Here is a 17,922-nt window from a genome sequence, read left to right on the forward strand (position 1 = left end):
CTTGCGTGATCCGTGCGCCCTTCGTGCGCTCTGGCCGCTCCCTTCCCGATACGTGAGGCTTGCGTGGGTCCGTGTGTGACGGACCGTCACGCCCCAGTCGAGAGGAACGGGTGCACGTGCCCCAGCCCAACCCCACCACCGACGGCGCGTCCGAGGAGTTCCCGCGATTCCCCGGCATCGGCGCGGCCCTCACCCAGGCCGACACGGACCGTCTCGCCGACGACGGCCTGTGGGCCTCCGGTGGCACGGTCCACCCCGAGGCCGTCCGCCTCGGCCAGACCGTCGCCACCGCCCTCCTCGACGACGGGGCGCTCCCGGAAGGCACGCTCCCCGCCGCGCTGGCCGAACGCGTCGCCCGGGTCCGCGGCCTGGCCCTGCCCGGCTACCACCGCATCGAGACCACCGACGGCCACCGCCTCTCCGCCTTCAGCCTGCGGCAGCTCGCCCCCGGCCCGCACCCCCTCGTCGTCCTCCCCTCCGGCTGGACCCCCTTCGGCTGGGGCCTCTTCCCCGGCGCGTACGTCGCGCTCGCCCTGCGCGGCTACCACGTCCTCGCCTACACCCCGCGCGGCCTCGGCATCCCCGGCCTGCCGACCACCTCCGAGGGGCACGTCGACGTCGCGGGCCCGCACGACGTCGCCGACGGCTCGACCGTGATCGACTTCGCCGTCGAGCACTTCGCCCCCGCCGTCACCGGCTTCATGGGCGAGTCCTACGGCTCCGGCATCAGCCGGCTCGTCGCCGCCCACGACGAACGCGTCGCCGCCGTCGTCGCCCTCAGCACCTGGGGCAACCTCGCCACCAGCCTCTACGACAACCGGACCCGGCACCTCGCCGCCGTGAAGGCGCTCATCGGCTTCACCGGTGGGCCCGTGGAGGAGAAGTTCGACGAGGAGAACCGGAGGATCCTCGACGACTTCCTGAACGACCGGAACCTCGACGCCGTCGTCCGCTGGGCCGAGCGTCGCTCCCCGGAGACGTACACCGACCTCACCGACGACCACGGCACGCCCACCTTCTGCTCGCACACCTGGCACGAGAGCCTCTTCGCGGTGAACCAGACCGTCGACGCCTTCGACCGGCTCCGGGTGCCCAAGCGGCTCAACCTCTGGATCGGCGACCACGCCGCCCCCGAGGGCGCCGGCCTCCTCGGCACCCGGCCGGGCGCCCCCGACCCCGTCCTCGACGAGGCGTACGCCTGGCTCGACCACCACCTCAAGGGCGAGCGCAACGGCGTGGAGGACTGGGACGAGGTCTGCGCCCAGGTGATGTTCACCTACGTCACCGAGCCCGTGGCCGACCCGGTCACCGGACAGCCCACCGGAGCCCGGCGGATCGTCGAACCCGCGGCCCGGGAGTCCCGCCCCACCTGGCGGGACGTCACCGTCGGCCACGAGGTCCTGGCCCTCACCGGCGAGGGCGCCGGCGGCGCGGACGGCGGGCTCGTGCCCGTCGGCGAGGACGGGACGGGCGGGCCGGCGACCGGGTGGCGCCGCACCTTCCTCGCGGGCGTCGACACCGAGGCCACCGCGATGGGCGAGCCGCTCAGGACCGGCCAGGAGGAGTGGAAGGGCAGCCCGAAGATCTACGACACCCGCAAGATCGACCGGCGCCACGCCCTCGCCTGGACCACCGAACCCCTCGTGGCGGCCGACGGCGGGACCGTCGGCCGACGCGTCCGCGGCGTCCCGCGGCTGCGCCTCAGCGTCCGCTCCACCGTCACCACGGCCTGCCTCGTCGCCCACCTCTTCGACGTCGCCGAGGACGGGACGGCCCGGATCGTCACCCACGAGCCGCTCAACGCCTACGACCTGAAGCCCGACCGGGACACCACCGTCACCTGGCGCCTGCAGGCGGCCGCGTACGACGTCCCGGCGGGCCACCGGCTGATGCTCGTCGTCGACAGCAAGGACCCGCTGTACGGCGACGCCTCCGTCACCTGGACGCAGACCGAGATCGGCTCGCCGCCCGAGGCCGCGTCGTTCCTGGAACTGCCGCTCGGCTGAGCGGCCGGGCGGTGCCGGTCAGAGGCTGTACGCCGGGATGTGGGCCGCCGCCCAGTCGGCCAGCTCGCGGGAGCAGGCGGCGACCGACTCGCGCCAGGTGCGGTCGGCGCCGGCGCCCGCCTCGTCGCTGACGTGCTTCACCATCCGCAGCGGCACCCCGGCGAGCTCCGCGGCGGCGGCCAGGGCGTACCCCTCCATGTCGACCAGCGGCGCCCGCTCGGCCAGCCGGGCGCGGGAGGCCTCGTCGGAGATGAACGCGTCCCCGGTGGCGAGCACCACGTCCCCGCCGTCGGGGAGGGAGATCGGCGCCCCGAACGTCTCGCCCGTCGTCAGCCGCGCGAGGAGCTCGCCGTCCAGGTCGTGCTGGACGACGGTGCCGACGACGTGCGTGCCCGTCCAGCCGGCGCGCAGCGCGCCGGCGGTGCCGAGGTTGACGACACCCGTGGGGCGCGGGCCCCGGGCCAGGGTGAGGGCGAGGGCGCTCGCGGCGTTCACCTTGCCTATGCCGGTGAGGAGCACGGGCAGCGACGTGTCCAGGAACTGCGCCTCCTCCTTGACGGCGAGGACGAGCAGCGGGCGGTCGGGGGTGATGTCTCCCAGGAGTTCCATGGCCCCCACGCTAGAACGCCCGCCCCGGGGCAGTACAGCCGAGGTCGGTACAGCCGGGGTCAGCCGAGTGCGGTGCCGCGCTCGGCCAGGGCCTCGGCGAGTACCCGCAGGGCCTTCGGGCCCACCCCGTGCAGCGCGGCGAGCTCGGCGGCCGGCACCCCGGCCAGCCGGTCGAGCCCGGTGTACCCGGCGGCGACGAGCGCACGGGTCGCGGGCGCGCCGATACCGCGCGGGAAGTCGGTCTCGGGACGGTCGGATCCGGTCGGGGCCATGGCCCGATCCTGCCACGGGCGGGCCGGCCGCGCCCGGCTCCCGGGCGCGGCTCGGACGGGGCGGGGCGCGGCTCGGACGGGGCCGGAGCCGTTCAGACGGGAAGGAGGCGGGCGATGAGCTCGCCGAGCTGGCGGGCGTTGCGGCAGGGGCGCATGTCCACGAGCTCCGCGTAGAGCGGCGCCACCGAGTCGCCCGTGCCCCACAGGGCGGGCTGTTCGGGGTTGAGCCAGTGGACCCGGCGGGCCCGCTCCGCGATCAGCCGCAGCGCCTCGGGGCGGGGGTCGGCGTTGTTGGTGCGGGCGTCGCCGAGGACGAAGACGACCGTGCGGGGGCCGACGGCGTCCGCGTACCGCTCGGCGAACTCGTCGAGCGCCGTCCCGTAGTCGCTCTGCCCGTGCCAGCCGGTCAGCCGGGCCCCGGCGAGGATCCGCTCGCCGAGCCCGACGGGATCCGCCGCGCCCGGGGCCGGCAGCCCGGTGACCTCGTCGCACCGGTTGACGAAGGCGAACACCCGCACCCGGCTGAACTGGTCGTGCAGCGCCTGCACCAGCACCATCGTGAACTGCGCGAAACCCGCCACCGAACCCGACACGTCGCACAGCAGCACCAGCTCCGGCCGGCCCGGCCGGCGCCGGCGCAGCACCGGCCGCACCGGCACGCCGCCCGTCGACAGCGAGCCCCGCAGGGTCCGGCGCAGGTCGATCTCGCCGCGCGCGGCCCGCCGCCGCCGGGCCGCGAGCCGGGTCGCCAGCTTCCGCGCCAGCGGCCGCACCGTGCGGCGCAGCTCCTCCAGCTGCTCCCGTCCGGCCAGCAGGAAGTCCACCCGGTCCGCCGTCACGGCGACCGCCCGCCGGGCCACCTCGTCGCGGCCCCGCACCTCGGCGACCCGCCGCCGCGCCTCGGTCCGCACCCGCTCGCGGAAGCCCTCGACGGCCCGGCGGATCTCGTCGTCGAGCAGCCGGTCGGTGAAGTCCGGCTCCCGCCCGGCCGCCGTGCGCGCGGCCCGCACCCGGGCCAGGAGCGTCTCGGGGCGGAGCCGGGAGAGCGTCTGGTACGAGGACCAGCCGTCGGTCCCGGGGTCGGGGACGGTGACGACGGCGGGGAAGTACAGGTCGAAGACCCGGTCGAAGACCGGACGCTGCCGCTCCCCGTGCAGCAGGGTCGCGGCGAGCGCCTCCCGCATCCGCTCCCGGTCGGCGAACCCGACCGCTTCCAGCGCGAGCCCGGCGTCGACGGTCTCACCGGTCCCGATGCCGAAGCCGTGGTCGCGCAGTGCCGCCACGAAGCCGGTGAGACGCGCGACCGGCCCGGCCGCCGTCGCGGTGCCGGTGCCGCTCACACCGCGTCCAGGTCGAGCAGGGCCGCGGCCCGCACGATGTCGTCCTGGTGCTTGAGCAGCACGCCGAGGGTCTCCCGGACCACCCGCTCGTCCAGCCGGTCCGCGCCCAGCGCGAGCAGCGTCCGCGCCCAGTCGATCGTCTCCGACACGGACGGCACCTTGCGCAGGTCCATCGCGCGCAGCGCCCCCACGACCCGGACCACCGAGGCCGCGAGGGCCGCGTCGAGGCCGGGCACCTTCAGCGTCACGATCCGGCGCTCCAGCTCCTCCTCGGGGAAGCCGATGTGCAGGAAGAGGCAGCGCCGGCGCAGCGCCTCGGTCAGTTCGCGGGCGGCGTTGGAGGTGAGGACCGTGAAGGGGCGCCGGGCGGCGGTGATCGTGCCCAGCTCGGGCACGGTGACCTGGAAGTCCCCGAGGACCTCCAGGAGCAGGCCCTCGATCTCGACGTCGGCCTTGTCGGTCTCGTCCACGAGCAGCACGGTCGGCTCCTCGGAGCGGATCGCGGTCAGCAGCGGCCGGGGGAGGAGGAACTCCTCGCTGAAGATGTCGGTGCGGGCCTCGTCCCAGGACTCGCCGCGCCCCGCCGTGATCCGCAGCAGCTGCTTGGCGTGGTTCCACTCGTACAGCGCGCGGGCCTCGTCGACGCCCTCGTAGCACTGGAGCCGGACGAGCCGGGCGCCGGCCGCCTCGGTGACGGCCTTGGCCAGCTGCGTCTTGCCGACGCCCGCGGGACCCTCGACCAGGAGCGGCTTGCCGAGCCGGTCGGCGAGGAAGACGGTGGTGGCGATGGCGGGGGAGGCGAGGTAGCCGGTGGCCGCGAGCCGCTCCGTGACCTCGTCGACGGAGCCGAAGAACCCGTTCGTCATGGCTGTCCCCCCGGGGAGCGAAGATTCGTACTGGCCGGTAGCCTCTGGCTGTACTTGATCAGATCCCGCACCACCGCACAACCGTTCCCGCGTCGGCTCGCGCCGCGCGCGGAACGCCGCCCGCTGGTGCAATGGGGGTGAGCGGGCGCCCGCCGCCCGCCCGGTGGCCGCACGGCGGTGGAGGTGTCGTGGCGGAACGAGAAGAGGCGCCCACCCCGGCCCGCGAGGGGCCGCGGCCCCTCGCGGAGGTCCTGGAGGCCGCGATCGGCTCCATCGGGACCACGCTGGACGAGGCCACCACCCGCCACGAACTCACCGCCTTCCTCACCCGGCACCCCGGCGGAACCGCCGTCGTCACCCTCACCACCGACGCCGACCGCCAGACCGCCCCGGACACCGCCGGCCCGCGCTCCGCCGGTCCGGAGGCCGGCGGTCCTGGTTCCGCCGGTCCAGACGTCAGTGCCCCGCGCTCCGAGGCTCCGGGCGTCGCGGGCGAGGGCGTCGCGGGCCAGGGCGCCCCGGGGGAGGGCTCTGCAGGCGGGGTTTCTGCGGCCGAGGGCGCCGTCCACGCCCTTTCCGCCCCGCTCGCCGTGGGTCGGGAGCGTTCGCTCGGCACGGTCACCCTGAGCCGGCACGCGCCCCCGTACACCGACGACGACCGGGTCGTCGTGGAGCAGGCGGCGCGGCTCGCCGCCCGGCACATCCGGCATGCCCGGCGGCTCGCCGCCACGGAGTCCGTCGCGCTCCACCTCCAGCGGGCGCTCGTCGCCGAACCGGGCCGGCCGCACCCCAATCTGGAGATCTCCGGCCGCTATCTGCCCGCGGGCCCGCGCACCCTGGTCGGCGGCGACTGGTTCGAGACGGTACGGCTCCACTTCGGCCGCAGCCTCCTCGTCGTCGGCGACGTCATGGGCCACGGTCTCGACGCCGCCGTCGACATGAACGCCTACCGCTCCGCCCTCCGCGAGGTCGCCTCCACCGACCTCCCGCCCCACCGGGTGCTGCGCCACCTGGACGCGGTGGTCGCGGAGGACGGCGCCCGCCGCCCCGCCACCTGTCTGCTGGTCCGCGTCGACCCGGGGCGTGGCACCGCCACCTTCGCCAGCGCCGGCCACCTCCCGCCCGCGGTCTTCGGCCGGGACGGCTCCGCCGAACTCGTCGACCTCCCCGTCGGCCCGCCGCTCGGCACCGGCGTCGGCGGCTACGAACCCGCCACCCGGCCGCTCGGCGAGGGCGACACCCTGCTGCTCTTCACCGACGGCCTGGTCGAACGGCGGGGCGAGGACATCGACGTCTCGCTGGCCCGGCTGGCCGGACTGCGCCTGCCGCCGGACCCCGGGCCCGACGGGGTCGTCGAGGAGGTCCTCCGCCGGCTCGACGCGCGCCACGCCGAGGACGACGTCGCCGTCCTCGCCGCCCGGGTCCGCACCCGCCCGGCGAGCCGGCCCGAGGGCGGTGACGGAGTGCTCCCCGGACCCCACCCACCGTGGTGACAAACCGTCACATCGCCCTCTTCGGCAGTCCGTTTCCGGTCTCGACGGGATTCTTTCGCCAGGACGCTTGTGCAGGGCCCCGGAGCCCGGCACGCTCCTCGTATGAACACGGCCAGGCATGCCAGTGAACGTCTGATGAGCTGGCCCTCGCTGACCCGTGGCCGTACGCACTGCGGTGCGGAACTCGGCCTGGGGACGGCGACGGAGGAGATCGTCCATTTCCACGGCGAGCACGAGGCCGACGTCCATCTCACCCGGGCGATGGTCGCCCGGCTGCGCCCCGCCCTCCAGAACTCGACCGCGGTACGGCTCCGGGCCGGCTCCGGCTGGGTGACGGTGCGGCTCGACGCCGGCTCCGACATCGACCTGCTGGCCACCCTGGTCAGCGCCGCCCTCCAGGCGACCGCGGCTCCCGACGCGGCCCCCGACCGCTGTACCCGCGCCCGCCCGGTCCTCGCGCAGCGCTGACCGGACGGACGCGCGCCGGGCGTCAGGCGCGAGCGCCGGCGCCCGTCTCCCGGCCGGGAACCGGGAAGAGCATGCAGGTGCTGGTGGCGTGCGCGAGGAGGCGGTCCTCCTCGTCGTACAGGCCGGCCTCGGCGAGGGCGGTGCGCCGCCCCTGCGAGAGGACCGTGCCGACGGCCCGCACCTTGCCCGTGTCCATCGTGATCGGCCGCAGGAAGCGGGTCTGCAGGTCGAGCGAGGTGTACGCGGTCCCCAGCGGCAGCGTGGTGTGCACCGCGCACCCGGCCGCCGAGTCGAGGAGCGTGGCGTAGACGCCGCCGTGCACGCTGCCGATCGGGTTGTAGTGCTCCTCGCCGGGCTCCAGGACGAAGACCGCCCGCCCGTGCTCGGCCTCCGCCAGGGTAAAGCCGAGCAGTGCCGCGATCGGTGGTCCCGGCAGCCGGCCCGCGATCATCTCGCGCAGGAAGTCGAGCCCGGCCATCGAGGCCGCCGCCCGCGCCGTGGCCCCGGCGTCCTCCCACTCGACCGTCCGTGACCGCCCCATGACCACTCCGCTCCGTCGTTCCCCGCCGCCGTCCCGGCAGCTGACTCTCTTCATCGAAGCTAGCCCTGCCGTCAGCTGACTGTCAACGACAGAGCCAGGTGGCTATGGTGGGACGATGAAGTGGCTGGAGATCGACACCGAGAACTGCTCGGTCCGCCGCACCCTGGACCTGGTGGGCGAGAAGTGGAGCCTGCTCATCCTGCGCGACGCCTTCAACGGCGTCCGCCGGTACGACGACTTCCGCCGCCACATCGGCCTCTCCGAGGCCGTCCTCGCCGACCGGCTCCGCAAACTCGTCGCCGCCGGAGTCCTCAGCAGCGTGCCCTACCGGGAACCCGGCACCCGCACCCGCCACGAGTACCGGCTCACCCCCAAGGGCGTCGACCTCTGGCCCGTCATGCTCGCCCTCAAGCAGTGGGGCGACACCCACACCGGCGACCCCGAGGGCCCCGTCCTGGACATCCGCCACACCGCCTGCGGCTCCCCCGTCCGGGTCGTCGTCCAGTGCGCCGGCGAGGACGCCGAGGTCCTCACCGCCCGCGAGGTCACCGCCACCCCCGGCCCCGGCGCCCGCCGCCTCCCCTGACCGGGTCCGCACCCACCCGTTCGGCCGCATCGCTGCGGGACCCGGCCCTCCGGCGGGTACCGCACCTGACATGCCCCCCACCCCGGAGACGCCGAGCGACCCGCCGCCGCCCGAACACGCCCCCTGGTTCCAGCGGTTGCGCGTCCGCCTGGCCGAGTCGAACGCGGGGCTGATCTGGAACCGGGGCCGCGCGGTGGAACTCATGCACCGCGCCATGGGATTCGCCGCCCTCAGCCTCCTCACCCTCGTCCCCCTCCTCATCGTCGTGGCCGCCGCCGACCTCTCCCGCGGCCAGGGCTTCGCCCGCTGGCTCATCCAGGGCCTCGGCGTCACCGAGGTCTCCGAGGAGGAGGTCGAGCAGCTCTTCGGCCAGCCCGGCCAGGCGCTCCAGCGGACCACCGCCTTCGGTCTCGCCGCCCTCGCCGCCTTCGGCGTCACCTTCGGCTCCGCCGTCCAGACCGGGTACGAGCGCGTCTGGGACCTCCCCACCGCCCGCTGGCACACCATGTGGCGCCACGTCGTCTGGCTCGCCGTCCTCGTCGCCGCCCTCCTCCTCTTCGTCGCCTTCCCCACCCCCGAACACGCCCCCGCCGGCGTCACCGTCCTCGTCGCCCTCGGCGACCTCCTCGGCACCTTCCTCTTCTTCTGGTGGTCCCAGCGCTTCCTCCTCTGCGGCCGCCTCCGCTGGCGGGCCCTGCTGCCCGGCGCCGTGCTCACCGCCCTCGGCCTCCTCGGGCTGCGGATCTTCTCCCAGCTGGTCTTCTCCCCGCTGATCGCCTCCAACGCCGTCACCTACGGCCAGTTCGGCACCGTCCTCGTCCTCCAGTCCTGGCTCGTCGGCGTCGGCTTCGTCGTCTACGGCGGCGCCCTCGTCGGCCGCCTCGTCCACGAGACCCTCGTCCGCCGCCGCCTCACCCGGCCGGACCCCCGCTGACCCGCCTCACTGGTCCCGCCGGCGCACCACCACGACCGTCACCAGGACCGAGGCCACGGCCCAGGCGCCGTACACCAGCCACGCCCCGCCCGTCGTCCACGGGTACGGCCCCACCGCGCCGTCCCCCGCCAGCCGGTGCCACGCCCGGAACGGCGTCGCGTGCGCGAGCACCGCCGTCGGCCGCCGCTCCTCGCTCAGCACCATCGGCAGCACGAGCAGCACCACCACCGCACCCACCACGGCCGCCGCCCCGCGCCGCAGCAGCGCCCCCAGCGCCATCCCGGCCAGCACGCTCACCGGAGCGAGCAGCGCCGACGCCACCACGAGCCGCACCGCCCCCGGATGTCCGAGCGGCACCCCGGCCCCGCGCAGCGACAGCACCGCCTGCGTGGCCCAGAACGAGCCGCCCGCGACCACCGCCCCGAACCCCGTGTACACCCCGGCGAGGACCAGCGCCCGCGCCGAGACCAGCGCCCCGCGCGCCGGCACCGCCGCGAACGTCGTCCGCACCTGCCCGCTGCCGTACTCGCCGACCACCGCCACCGCGCCCATCGCCGCGCACCACAGCACCAGCACCGTCGCCGCGTTCCCCGTGAACGCGTCCCCGAGCGCCATGCCGTCCGTCACGAACGCCGCCCGCGCCGCCTCGTCGTACGCGTACCAGTACCGCCAGTGGTCCCACGCCGCGCCCACGTTGAAGGCGGCCACCGCCAGCGTGCCGAGCAGCAGCGACCAGCCCGTCGAACGCAGCGACCACAGCTTCAGCCACTCCGAGGCCACCAGGTCCCGGAACCTCGCCCGCGGTTCCACCACCGAAGCGATCATCGTCGTCATCGCGCATCCCCCGCCGTGTAGTCGGCGCTCTCCGCCGTCAGCTCCATGAACGCCTCCTCCAGGGAGGCCCCGCGGGCCGTCAGCCCGTCGAGCACCACCCCGTGCCCGGCCGCCAGCTCGCCGATCCGGGCCGCGCTCAGCCCCGTCACCGTCAGCCGGCCCTCCTCGGCGACCACCTCCGCGCCCGCGGCGAGCAGCAGCGGCGTCAGCACCCCGGGGGCCGGCGTCCCTACCTCGACGCTCGGCCGCGCCCCGCGCGCCGCGAACTCCGCCAGGCTCTCCTCGGCGATCAGCCGTCCCCGGCCGACCACCACCAGGTCGTCGGCGGTGTGCTCCATCTCGCTCATCAGATGGCTGGAGACGAAGACCGTCCGGCCCTCCGCCGCGAGCCGCCGGAACATCCCCCGCACCCAGCGGACGCCCTCCGGGTCGAGCCCGTTCAACGGCTCGTCGAACAGCAGCACCGGCGGATCGCCCAGCAACGCGCCCGCGATGCCGAGCCGCTGCCGCATCCCCAGCGAGAAACCGCCGATCCGCCGCCGCGCCGCGCCGGCCAGGCCGACCTCCGCCAGCACCGCGTCGACCCGCGCGAGCGGGATCCGGTTGCTCCGCGCGAGGGCCGCGAGATGCGCCCGGGCGGTCCGCCCGCCGTGCGCGTCCGAGGCGTCGAGGAGCGCGCCCACGTGCCGCAGCCCGCGCGGCCGGTCCGCGAACCGCAGGCCCCCGACCGTCACCGCCCCGCTCGTCGGCGCGTGCAGCCCGAGGACCATCCGCAGGGTGGTGCTCTTCCCCGCGCCGTTGGGCCCGAGGAAGCCGGTGACCCGGCCCGGCCGCACGGTGAACGTCAGTCCGTCGACCGCGGTGGTGGCGCCGTAGCGCTTCGTGAGTTCCCTGACTTCGATCATGTCCACCACGGTGCCGAACGGACCCGCCCCCGGGCATCCGACCAGGACGGACAGCGACGCGAACCACCGTCGACCCCGGTCGTACGACCAGGGGTCGATGCCACGGCCCGGCGCCGCGCTCTACGATCACCGGATGTCAGCGACCGCGCCAGCGCCCCTCCGCACACGGGTCACCCCCGGCTGGTGGGCCGCGCTCGCCTGGCTCGCCGGGCTCCTCTTCACCGTGCTCCTCCGGCTGCGGCTGCCCGGCCAGCAGGAGGCCGACGTTCTTGCCGGCGTCGTCTTCCTCCGCTGGGACGGGCTCACGATGCTCGGCCTCGCCACCGCCCTGGCCCTGCGCGGCAGCGCGCTCCTCGAACGCCGGCCCACCGCCGCCCTCGGCCACCTCCTCGCCGCCGCGGTCCTCGGCTCCACGCCGCTGGGCGTCACCGCCATCCCGCTCGCCCAGTACGTCGCCGTCGACGTGGCCCTCTACGTCATCGCCGACCGGCGGCCCGCGAAGGAGTCCGAACGCGCCCTCGTCCTCGCGGCCGGCGTCGTCCTCGGCCACCTCGGCGTGCGGGCCCTCGCCGGCTGGACCGCGGGCACCACCACGGCCCTCGCCGTGGTCGCCACCGCCGGCGCCGTCTGGCTCCTCGGCCGCTCCGCCCGCCAGACCCGGCTGCACGCCGAGGAGACCCGCGGCCGCGCCGCCGAACAGGCGGTCACCGCCGAACGGCTGCGGATCGCCCGGGAGATGCACGACACCGTCGCCCACAGCATCGGCATCGTCGCCCTCCAGGCCGGAGCCGCCCGCCTCGTCATCGACAAGCGCCCCGAACTGGCCCGCGACGCGCTCGACGAGATCGAGGCCGCCAGCCGGGAGACCCTCGCGGGCCTGCGCCGCATGCTCGGCGCCCTGCGCGGCGCCGACGCGCCCGGCACGACCGGCGACCCCGCGCCCACCGAGCCGCCCGGGCTCGCCGCCCTCGACCGGCTCGCCGAGACCACCGGCGCCGCCGGGGTGCGCGTCACCGTCCGCCGCGTCGGCGGCCCGCGCCGCCTGCCGCCCGAAGTCGACCTCTCCGCCTTCCGGGTCCTCCAGGAGTCCGTCACCAACGTGGTCCGCCACTCCGGCGCCGACCACTGCACCGTCACCGTCGACCACCGCGACCCCGGGGTCCTCGCCCTCACCGTCGAGAACCCCGCCGCCGCCCCCGGCCGCCGGCGCGCGCCGAGCGGCGGCGGCTCCGGCTACGGCCTCGTCGGCATGCGCGAGCGCGTCGGCCTGCTCCACGGCGAGTTCACCGCGGGGCCCCGCCCCGGCGGAGGCTTCCGCGTCACCGCCCACCTGCCCGTCCCACCAGGAGACGCCCCCGCATGAGCGACACCACCGCCCCCGCCCCGCGCCCGGTCCGGGTCGTCCTCGCCGACGACCAGCCGCTGGTGCGCACCGCCCTGCGCATGGTCATGGCGGAGACCGAGGACCTGCGCGTCGCCGGCGAGGCGTCCGACGGCGCCGAGGCCGTGCGGCTCGTCGAGGAGACCGGCGCCGACGTCGTCGTCATGGACCTGCGCATGCCCGGCACGGACGGCATCGAGGCGACCCGGAGGATCACCGCCGGCCGGTCAGGCGCCCGCGTCGTCGTCCTGACGACCTTCGACGACGACGACCACGTCTACGGCGCGCTGCACGCCGGCGCGTCCGGATTCCTCGTCAAGGACATGGCGATGGACGACATCCTCGCCGCCGTCCGCGTCGTCGCCTCCGGCGACGCCCTCATCGCCCCCGCCGTCACCGGACGGCTCATCAAGGAGTTCACCCGCCGCCCCCGCGACGGCCGCGCCGCCGCGCCGGACGGACCGGCCCCCGCCGCCCGGCACGTCGCCGGACGCACCACGGAACGCGAGCGTGAGGTCCTCACCCTCGTCGGCCGGGGCCTGTCCAACACGGAGATCGCCGAGGAGCTCCACATCACCCTCGCCACCGTGAAGACCTACGTCACCCGGCTCCTCGCCAAACTCGACGCCCGCGACCGGGTCCACCTCGTGATCCTCGCCTACGAGGCCGGTCTCGTCGCCACCGGGGACTCCGCGCCCCCGGAGCGAGTTGACGGATGACAGGCCCCGTCGCCCCGCGCGCCGGGGGCCGGTGCCCATCGGCGGCGGGGCGGCCGTAACTCTTTTCCGTCCCGGCAGTTGACCAGGGCATGAAGAAGCGCAGCATGCTCGCCATCGCCTCCCTCGCCGCAGGCGTCGTCACCGCCCTCGTCACCCCGCCGCCGCAGGCCAGCGCGGCGGAGAGCCCGCTCGGCGGGGCCACCGGGCTCCTCCAGGAGGACGGCGCCGGGGCCGTGCTCCACGAGACCGTCACGACCGTGGAGGGCGCCGTCGCCGACGGCGCCGGGAACGGACTCGGCTGAGCCTCGCCCACCGTCTCCGGTGCCCCGCGTCCCTGTCGGCGCGGGGCACCGGTGCGTCGTGACCCGCCGGGAGGCGGCCCGGGCGCGCGCGGTGCGCGGGTAATGACAGGATGTCCCCATGAGCAACAACGTTTTCTTCGACATCACCATCGACGACCAGCCGGCCGGCCGGATCGTCTTCACCCTGTTCGACGAGGTCGTCCCGAAGACGGCGCAGAACTTCCGCGAGCTCGCCACGGGCGAGAAGGGGTTCGGCTACGAGGGCTCCGGCTTCCACCGCGTCATCCCCGCCTTCATGCTCCAGGGCGGTGACTTCACCAACCACAACGGCACCGGCGGCAAGAGCATCTACGGCGCGAAGTTCGAGGACGAGAACTTCAAGCTGAAGCACGACCGCCCGTTCCTGCTCTCGATGGCCAACGCGGGCAAGAACACCAACGGTTCGCAGTTCTTCATCACCACGATCGTCACCGACTGGCTCGACGGCAAGCACGTCGTCTTCGGCGAGGTCGTCGAGGGCCAGGACATCGTCAAGAAGATCGAGGCCCTCGGCTCCGCCTCCGGCGCCACCAAGGCCTCCATCAAGATCGCCAAGTCCGGCGTCGTCGAGGCCTGACCCACCCCCGCGCGGTCCCTCACGGACCGGGACGGAACGGCGCGGGCGGGGTGACGTCACCACGACGACACCCCGCCCCGCCCGGGTCCTCCGGACGCCTCAGCCGTCCTCGCCGTACCGGCGCTCGAACCTGGCGATCCGGCCCTCCGGGTCGACCGAGCGCGCCTTCCCCGTGAAGAACGGGTGGCTCTCCGAGGAGATCTCGACGTCGACCACCGGATAGGTGTTGCCGTCGTCCCACTCGATGGTCGACTCGCTCGTCGCCGTCGACCGGGTCAGGAAGGCGTACCCCGCCGAGCGGTCGCGGAAGACCACCGGCCGGTAGTCGGGCTGCTTGTCCTGCTGCACGGGACCTCCTCGCCTCGGGCGGCCGACGCGCGCCCACCCGGTTCTCGTCCGGCCCGGACGGCCGGACCCTCCCCAGCCTCGCCGCGCCCACCCCCGCCGACCAGCGCCGCTGACCCGACCGGGTGAGCCCCCCGGCACCCGGCCTAGCCGCCGTGCCGACGCCAGCGGGACGCGAGCAGCAGGGCGATGTCGTCGGGGCGGTCCGAAGACCGCACCGCCTTGTGCATCAGGCGGTCCGCCGCCTCCGGCAGCGGCAGCGAGCCCGTCGACGCCAGGATCCGGCGCAGCCGCTCCACGCCCTCGTCGATGTCCGCGCCCGGGCGCTCCACCAGGCCGTCCGTGAAGAGCGCCAGGACCGCGCCCTCCTCAAGGCGCAGCCGGGTCACCGGATAGGCCGCGCGGTCGTCCACCCCGAGCACCACCCCGCCCGCGATGTCCAGCAGCTCCGCCACGCCGTCCGGCCGCCGCAGCAGCGGCTGCGGATGCCCCGCACGCACCGCCTGTACGTCGCCGGTCCTGGTGTTCAGCAGGACGTAGCAGGCGCTGGCGAACTGACCGGGGTCCAGGTCGATCAGCAGCCGGTTGGTGCCGCGCACGACCTCCTGCGGGGGCAGGCCGCTCAGCGCGAAGGCCCGCACCGCGCTCCGCAGCTGACCCATCGTCGCCGCCGCCGCGACCCCGTGCCCCTGCACGTCGCCGATGACCAGCGCCAGCTCGCCGCCGGCCGTCTCCAGCACGTCGTACCAGTCCCCGCCCACGTCCATGCCCTGCGTGCCCGGCAGATAGCGGCCCACCGTCTCCATGCCCTCCCGGACCGGCAGCCGGTGCGGCAGCAGCGCGTCCTGGAGGCCCCGCGCCACGGCGGCCTCGGTGTCGTACCGCTGCGCCCGCTCCAGCGCCTGGGCGATCAGCCCGGCCAGCGCCGTGAGCACCGCCCGCTCCTCCGGCCCGAAGTCGCGCGGCCGGTCGAAGCCGAGGATGCACGAGCCCACCGGCCGGCCCGAGGCGATCAGCGGCAGGAACGCCCGCGCGCCCGTCTCCGCGTCCAGCGGCAGCTCCGGATAGGCCCGGTGCAGCACCTGCATCGACTCGAAGAACATCGCCCGGCCGGACGTCAGCACGTCCACGCCCGGCACGTGGGCGTCGAGCGCCACCCCGTCGAAGGGGTCGAGGAAGCCCGGCGGGAAACCCGTCTCCCACGCCAGGTACATCCGCCGCTCGCTCAGCAGGTAGATCGCCAGCTGCCGGCCGCCGAAGGCCGGCAGCAGCTCCTCCGTGACCACCGCCGACACCTGCCGCGCCGTCACCGCCTCCGTCAGCGCGATCGCCAGCGCCACCGGCCGGTAGAGCGACGCCGCCCGCGCGGCCTCCGAGCCCAGCCCGTCTCCGGCGCGCACGGACGGCGTGGGAGGAGGCGGCGGTACGGCGGACCCGGGCGCCGGTTCCTCCTCCGGGACGAGGACCATCGTCACCCCGTCCCGGCCCGGGTGCAGCGACACCGACAGCCACCGCCCCTGCTCGGGGCGGGCCAGGAAGCGCACCGGCTCCGTCGACAGCAGCGCCGCCCGCAGCTGCTCCTCGTGGAACGGCAGTCCGAACCACGGCAGCGCCTCCCACAGCGGCCGCCCGGCCAGCGCCCCGCGCGGGCGGCCCAGGAGGCGCTCGGTGCGCTCGTTGACGTAGGTCACCCGGCCCAGCCGGTCGATGGCCAGGATCGCCCGGGGCAGCCGGTCCGTGGCGTCCGAGCCGACCAGGCCCGTGCCCAGGTCCACCAGGTTGCCCGCCAGGTGCCGGTGCCCGTCCGCCCCGACGAACCGCGAGCGCGCCGACACCTCCAGGAGGTGCAGCCCGCCGTCCGGCCCCTTCAGCCGCAGCCGCCGCACCCCGCCGCCGTCGTCCGCCGTGCCCGTCCTGCGGGCCGCCGCCCACAGCGCGTACCCGTCCTCCGGATCGAGCCGTGAGGTCAGCGCCTCGATCGGCAGCAGGGAGGCGTCCGGGACGCCGAGGATCGACCGCAGGCCGTCGTCCATCGTCACCGTCCCGGCCGCCAGGTCCCAGTCGAAGGAACCGAACCGCACCGGCGGCACCGCCCCCGACGGCAGCTGCACGCAGACCGGGTCGCCCGGCCACCACACGCCGGTGCCGCGCGCCGAGAGCTCCGCGAGCACCTCGCCGAGCCGCAGCCCGGCCCGGGTCATCCGCTCCCGGTCCCGCGCCCCGACCGGCAGCCCCGGCGTCGGCGGGCGCAGCACCACGAGGACCCCGAAGCGCTCCCCGCCGGAGACCACGGGGGCGTACAGGGACGCGAAGGGGAAGGGCAGGCTCGCCACCAGCTGCGGGAAGCGCCGCATCGACTCCTCGACGTCCGCCAGGTGCACCGGCTGCCCGGAGCGGTGGACCTCGGCTACCGGGAAGGGGCGGTTGGTGTGCATCCGCGACCACGGCCGGAACAGCTCGCCCGGCAGCCCGGCCAGCATCGACAGGCGCAGCAGCCCCTCCGTACCGGAGCGCAGGTACACCCCGCCTGCGTAGCCGCCGACCGCCTCCACGGCGTCCGTCGCCGCCTCCGCCAGCGCCTGCGTCAGGGCTTGCGACGGCGTGCCGGGGGGTGGGCCCGGGGCCGGGCCCTGGGGCGGGCCGGGGCCCGGGCCGTGCGGGGTCACACAGTCAGCATGCGCCCGCCGGGAAAGCCGCCGCATCCCGGCGCGGCAGCTCCCCGGGCCGGGGGAGGCCTTCCGCCGGCCACCCGGCACGCGCCCGTGGCGCCCGGGACACGCCCGGGCGACACCCCGGCCTGTTGACCGGGCGCGTGCGGGCCGTCACACTCGGTCGTCGTCCACCGGCGCCGCGGCGGCGGGCGGACGACGACCACCACCCTCATCACCACCTCGCACGCAGGGGGCACCATGACCGGCCGGGTACTTCCGTACGACGTCCACGGCGACGGCCCGGGGAGGGCCCTCGTCCTCCACAACTGGTTCGGGGACCGCAGCAGCTTCGACCCGCTCCGGGAGCACCTCGACGCCTCGGCCGGCAGCTACGCCTTCGTCGACTGCCGCGGTTACGGCGAGGCCAGGGACGCCGAAGGCGCCTACACCATGGAGGAGGTCGCGGCCGACGCGCTGGCCGTCGCCGACGACCTCGGCTGGGACTCGTTCTCCGTCATCGGCCACTCCATGGGCGGCAAGGCCGCCCAGCTCATGCTGCTCGACGCGCCCGACCGGGTCCGCTCGATCGTCGGGATCTCGCCCGTCTCCGCCGCCGGCTTCCCGCTCGACGAGGAGAGCCGGCAGCTCTTCTCGGGCGCCGTCGACGACCCGGCGCTGCGCCGGGCGATCATCGACCACACGACCGGCGGCCGGCACGGCGCCCCGTGGCTGGACGCCCTCGTGGACCGCTCGGTCAGCCGCTCCACGACCGCCGCCTTCCGCTCCTACCTCGACTCCTGGTCCGGCACCGACTTCCACGAGCGGGTCCGCGACAACCCCACGCCCGTGCTGCTCGTCGTCGGCGCCCACGACCCGGCGCTCGGCGCCGAGGCCATGGAGGCGACCTGGCTGCGCTGGTACCCCAACGCCCGCCTCGAAGTCCTCGCGGACGCCGGGCACTACCCGCCGGAGGAGACCCCCAAGGACCTCGCCCGGGCGATCGAGGCCTTCCTGGCCGCCTGACCCGACCCCAACCCCGCCCAACCCCGCCGGA

The 17,922-nt window shown here is 75.5% G+C and carries 19 protein-coding genes; 10 read left to right on the forward strand and 9 right to left on the reverse strand.

Features of this window, described 5'->3' with window-relative positions; translation table 11 throughout:
- Positions 1–116 precede the first annotated feature (116 nt).
- Positions 117–2,006, forward strand: a complete 1,890-nt coding sequence (locus tag ABZ621_RS26715) for a CocE/NonD family hydrolase C-terminal non-catalytic domain-containing protein (RefSeq protein WP_360608777.1) — start codon at positions 117–119, stop codon at positions 2,004–2,006.
- A gap of 18 nt (positions 2,007–2,024) precedes the next feature.
- On the opposite strand, the gene ABZ621_RS26720 is transcribed toward ABZ621_RS26715, so the two are convergent.
- The 4 genes from ABZ621_RS26720 to ABZ621_RS26735 all read right to left on the reverse strand — a co-directional run bounded on the left by ABZ621_RS26720 (position 2,025) and on the right by ABZ621_RS26735 (position 5,093).
- Entirely contained in the window at positions 2,025–2,615 is a 591-nt protein-coding gene (locus ABZ621_RS26720; protein WP_360608779.1) for a nucleosidase, read from the reverse strand.
- 59 nt (positions 2,616–2,674) lie between these two features.
- Positions 2,675–2,887 (reverse strand): DNA-binding protein, encoded by a 213-nt coding sequence (locus ABZ621_RS26725; protein ID WP_360608781.1) that lies wholly within the window; start codon positions 2,885–2,887, stop codon positions 2,675–2,677.
- Positions 2,888–2,979: 92 nt separating this feature from the next.
- Entirely contained in the window at positions 2,980–4,227 is a 1,248-nt protein-coding gene (locus tag ABZ621_RS26730) for a VWA domain-containing protein (RefSeq protein WP_360608783.1), read from the reverse strand.
- On the reverse strand, positions 4,224–5,093 hold the full coding sequence (locus ABZ621_RS26735) for a MoxR family ATPase (RefSeq protein WP_360608785.1): 870 nt from the start codon (positions 5,091–5,093) through the stop codon (positions 4,224–4,226). Before ABZ621_RS26735 ends, ABZ621_RS26730 begins: the two co-directional genes overlap by 4 nt.
- A gap of 188 nt (positions 5,094–5,281) precedes the next feature.
- On the opposite strand from ABZ621_RS26735, the gene ABZ621_RS26740 reads away from it, so the two are divergent.
- Positions 5,282–6,586, forward strand: a complete 1,305-nt coding sequence (locus ABZ621_RS26740; protein ID WP_360608787.1) for a SpoIIE family protein phosphatase — start codon at positions 5,282–5,284, stop codon at positions 6,584–6,586.
- Positions 6,587–6,688: 102 nt separating this feature from the next.
- Entirely contained in the window at positions 6,689–7,054 is a 366-nt protein-coding gene (locus ABZ621_RS26745) for a luciferase family protein (RefSeq protein WP_229851483.1), read from the forward strand.
- Between the two features lie 22 nt (positions 7,055–7,076).
- Here ABZ621_RS26745 and ABZ621_RS26750 read toward each other — a convergent pair whose 3' ends face one another.
- Entirely contained in the window at positions 7,077–7,595 is a 519-nt protein-coding gene (locus ABZ621_RS26750) for a PaaI family thioesterase (protein ID WP_360608790.1), read from the reverse strand.
- Between the two features lie 115 nt (positions 7,596–7,710).
- Between ABZ621_RS26750 and ABZ621_RS26755 the strand changes: the two genes are divergently transcribed.
- Together ABZ621_RS26755 and ABZ621_RS26760 are read left to right on the forward strand one after the other, a co-directional pair.
- Positions 7,711–8,181, forward strand: a complete 471-nt coding sequence (locus ABZ621_RS26755) for a helix-turn-helix domain-containing protein (protein ID WP_360608792.1) — start codon at positions 7,711–7,713, stop codon at positions 8,179–8,181.
- A gap of 70 nt (positions 8,182–8,251) precedes the next feature.
- A complete protein-coding gene (locus ABZ621_RS26760; protein ID WP_360608794.1) occupies positions 8,252–9,115 on the forward strand; it encodes a YhjD/YihY/BrkB family envelope integrity protein in 864 nt (287 codons plus the stop codon).
- Between the two features lie 6 nt (positions 9,116–9,121).
- Here ABZ621_RS26760 and ABZ621_RS26765 read toward each other — a convergent pair whose 3' ends face one another.
- Both ABZ621_RS26765 and ABZ621_RS26770 read right to left on the reverse strand, forming a co-directional pair.
- The gene (locus ABZ621_RS26765) at positions 9,122–9,949 is read right to left on the reverse strand and encodes an ABC transporter permease (protein ID WP_360608796.1); all 828 of its coding nucleotides are present in this window, start codon (positions 9,947–9,949) and stop codon (positions 9,122–9,124) included.
- A complete protein-coding gene (locus ABZ621_RS26770) occupies positions 9,946–10,854 on the reverse strand; it encodes an ATP-binding cassette domain-containing protein (protein WP_360608798.1) in 909 nt (302 codons plus the stop codon). The genes ABZ621_RS26765 and ABZ621_RS26770 overlap by 4 nt, the downstream gene beginning before the upstream one ends.
- A 133-nt stretch (positions 10,855–10,987) precedes the next feature.
- Between ABZ621_RS26770 and ABZ621_RS26775 the strand changes: the two genes are divergently transcribed.
- The 4 genes from ABZ621_RS26775 (at position 10,988) to ABZ621_RS26790 (ending at position 13,872) form a co-directional block, all read left to right on the forward strand.
- On the forward strand, positions 10,988–12,217 hold the full coding sequence (locus ABZ621_RS26775; RefSeq protein WP_360608800.1) for a histidine kinase: 1,230 nt from the start codon (positions 10,988–10,990) through the stop codon (positions 12,215–12,217).
- Positions 12,214–12,954 (forward strand): response regulator transcription factor, encoded by a 741-nt coding sequence (locus tag ABZ621_RS26780; RefSeq protein WP_360608802.1) that lies wholly within the window; start codon positions 12,214–12,216, stop codon positions 12,952–12,954. Before ABZ621_RS26775 ends, ABZ621_RS26780 begins: the two co-directional genes overlap by 4 nt.
- A gap of 89 nt (positions 12,955–13,043) precedes the next feature.
- Positions 13,044–13,256 carry a hypothetical protein gene (locus tag ABZ621_RS26785; RefSeq protein WP_360608804.1) on the forward strand — a complete coding sequence of 71 codons (213 nt, stop codon included), beginning with the start codon at positions 13,044–13,046 and terminating at the stop codon, positions 13,254–13,256.
- 118 nt (positions 13,257–13,374) lie between these two features.
- Complete coding sequence (locus ABZ621_RS26790; RefSeq protein ID WP_360608806.1) at positions 13,375–13,872, forward strand: peptidylprolyl isomerase; 498 nt, start codon at positions 13,375–13,377, stop codon at positions 13,870–13,872.
- Positions 13,873–13,971: 99 nt separating this feature from the next.
- On the opposite strand, the gene ABZ621_RS26795 is transcribed toward ABZ621_RS26790, so the two are convergent.
- Positions 13,972–14,220, reverse strand: coding sequence for a type B 50S ribosomal protein L31 (locus ABZ621_RS26795; RefSeq protein ID WP_360608808.1), 249 nt, complete (start codon positions 14,218–14,220; stop codon positions 13,972–13,974).
- Between the two features lie 143 nt (positions 14,221–14,363).
- Positions 14,364–16,919 carry a SpoIIE family protein phosphatase gene (locus ABZ621_RS26800; RefSeq protein WP_360608810.1) on the reverse strand — a complete coding sequence of 852 codons (2,556 nt, stop codon included), beginning with the start codon at positions 16,917–16,919 and terminating at the stop codon, positions 14,364–14,366.
- Positions 16,920–17,126: 207 nt separating this feature from the next.
- Here ABZ621_RS26800 and ABZ621_RS26805 point away from each other — a divergent pair, with 207 nt between their 5' ends.
- Positions 17,127–17,891 carry an alpha/beta hydrolase gene (locus ABZ621_RS26805; RefSeq protein WP_360608812.1) on the forward strand — a complete coding sequence of 255 codons (765 nt, stop codon included), beginning with the start codon at positions 17,127–17,129 and terminating at the stop codon, positions 17,889–17,891.
- The last annotated feature ends 31 nt before the right edge of the window (positions 17,892–17,922 follow it).

The organism is Streptomyces sp. NPDC007863 (genome assembly GCF_040633895.1).
In the GTDB taxonomy this organism is placed as follows: Bacteria; Actinomycetota; Actinomycetes; order Streptomycetales; family Streptomycetaceae; genus Streptomyces.

Bases quoted from the DNA above. Each gene is read 5' to 3' on its own strand.
- ABZ621_RS26720 (WP_360608779.1), bottom strand. From the start codon at position 2,615: ATGGAACTCCTGGGAGACATCACCCCCGACCGCCCGCTGCTCGTCCTC.
- ABZ621_RS26725 (WP_360608781.1), bottom strand. From the start codon at position 2,887: ATGGCCCCGACCGGATCCGACCGTCCCGAGACCGACTTCCCGCGCGGT.
- ABZ621_RS26735 (WP_360608785.1), bottom strand. From the start codon at position 5,093: ATGACGAACGGGTTCTTCGGCTCCGTCGACGAGGTCACGGAGCGGCTC.
- ABZ621_RS26745 (WP_229851483.1), top strand. From the start codon at position 6,689: ATGAACACGGCCAGGCATGCCAGTGAACGTCTGATGAGCTGGCCCTCG.
- ABZ621_RS26750 (WP_360608790.1), bottom strand. From the start codon at position 7,595: ATGGGGCGGTCACGGACGGTCGAGTGGGAGGACGCCGGGGCCACGGCG.
- ABZ621_RS26755 (WP_360608792.1), top strand. From the start codon at position 7,711: ATGAAGTGGCTGGAGATCGACACCGAGAACTGCTCGGTCCGCCGCACC.
- ABZ621_RS26760 (WP_360608794.1), top strand. From the start codon at position 8,252: ATGCCCCCCACCCCGGAGACGCCGAGCGACCCGCCGCCGCCCGAACAC.
- ABZ621_RS26765 (WP_360608796.1), bottom strand. From the start codon at position 9,949: ATGACGACGATGATCGCTTCGGTGGTGGAACCGCGGGCGAGGTTCCGG.
- ABZ621_RS26770 (WP_360608798.1), bottom strand. From the start codon at position 10,854: ATGATCGAAGTCAGGGAACTCACGAAGCGCTACGGCGCCACCACCGCG.
- ABZ621_RS26775 (WP_360608800.1), top strand. From the start codon at position 10,988: ATGTCAGCGACCGCGCCAGCGCCCCTCCGCACACGGGTCACCCCCGGC.
- ABZ621_RS26780 (WP_360608802.1), top strand. From the start codon at position 12,214: ATGAGCGACACCACCGCCCCCGCCCCGCGCCCGGTCCGGGTCGTCCTC.
- ABZ621_RS26785 (WP_360608804.1), top strand. From the start codon at position 13,044: ATGAAGAAGCGCAGCATGCTCGCCATCGCCTCCCTCGCCGCAGGCGTC.
- ABZ621_RS26790 (WP_360608806.1), top strand. From the start codon at position 13,375: ATGAGCAACAACGTTTTCTTCGACATCACCATCGACGACCAGCCGGCC.
- ABZ621_RS26800 (WP_360608810.1), bottom strand. From the start codon at position 16,919: ATGCGGCGGCTTTCCCGGCGGGCGCATGCTGACTGTGTGACCCCGCAC.
- ABZ621_RS26805 (WP_360608812.1), top strand. From the start codon at position 17,127: ATGACCGGCCGGGTACTTCCGTACGACGTCCACGGCGACGGCCCGGGG.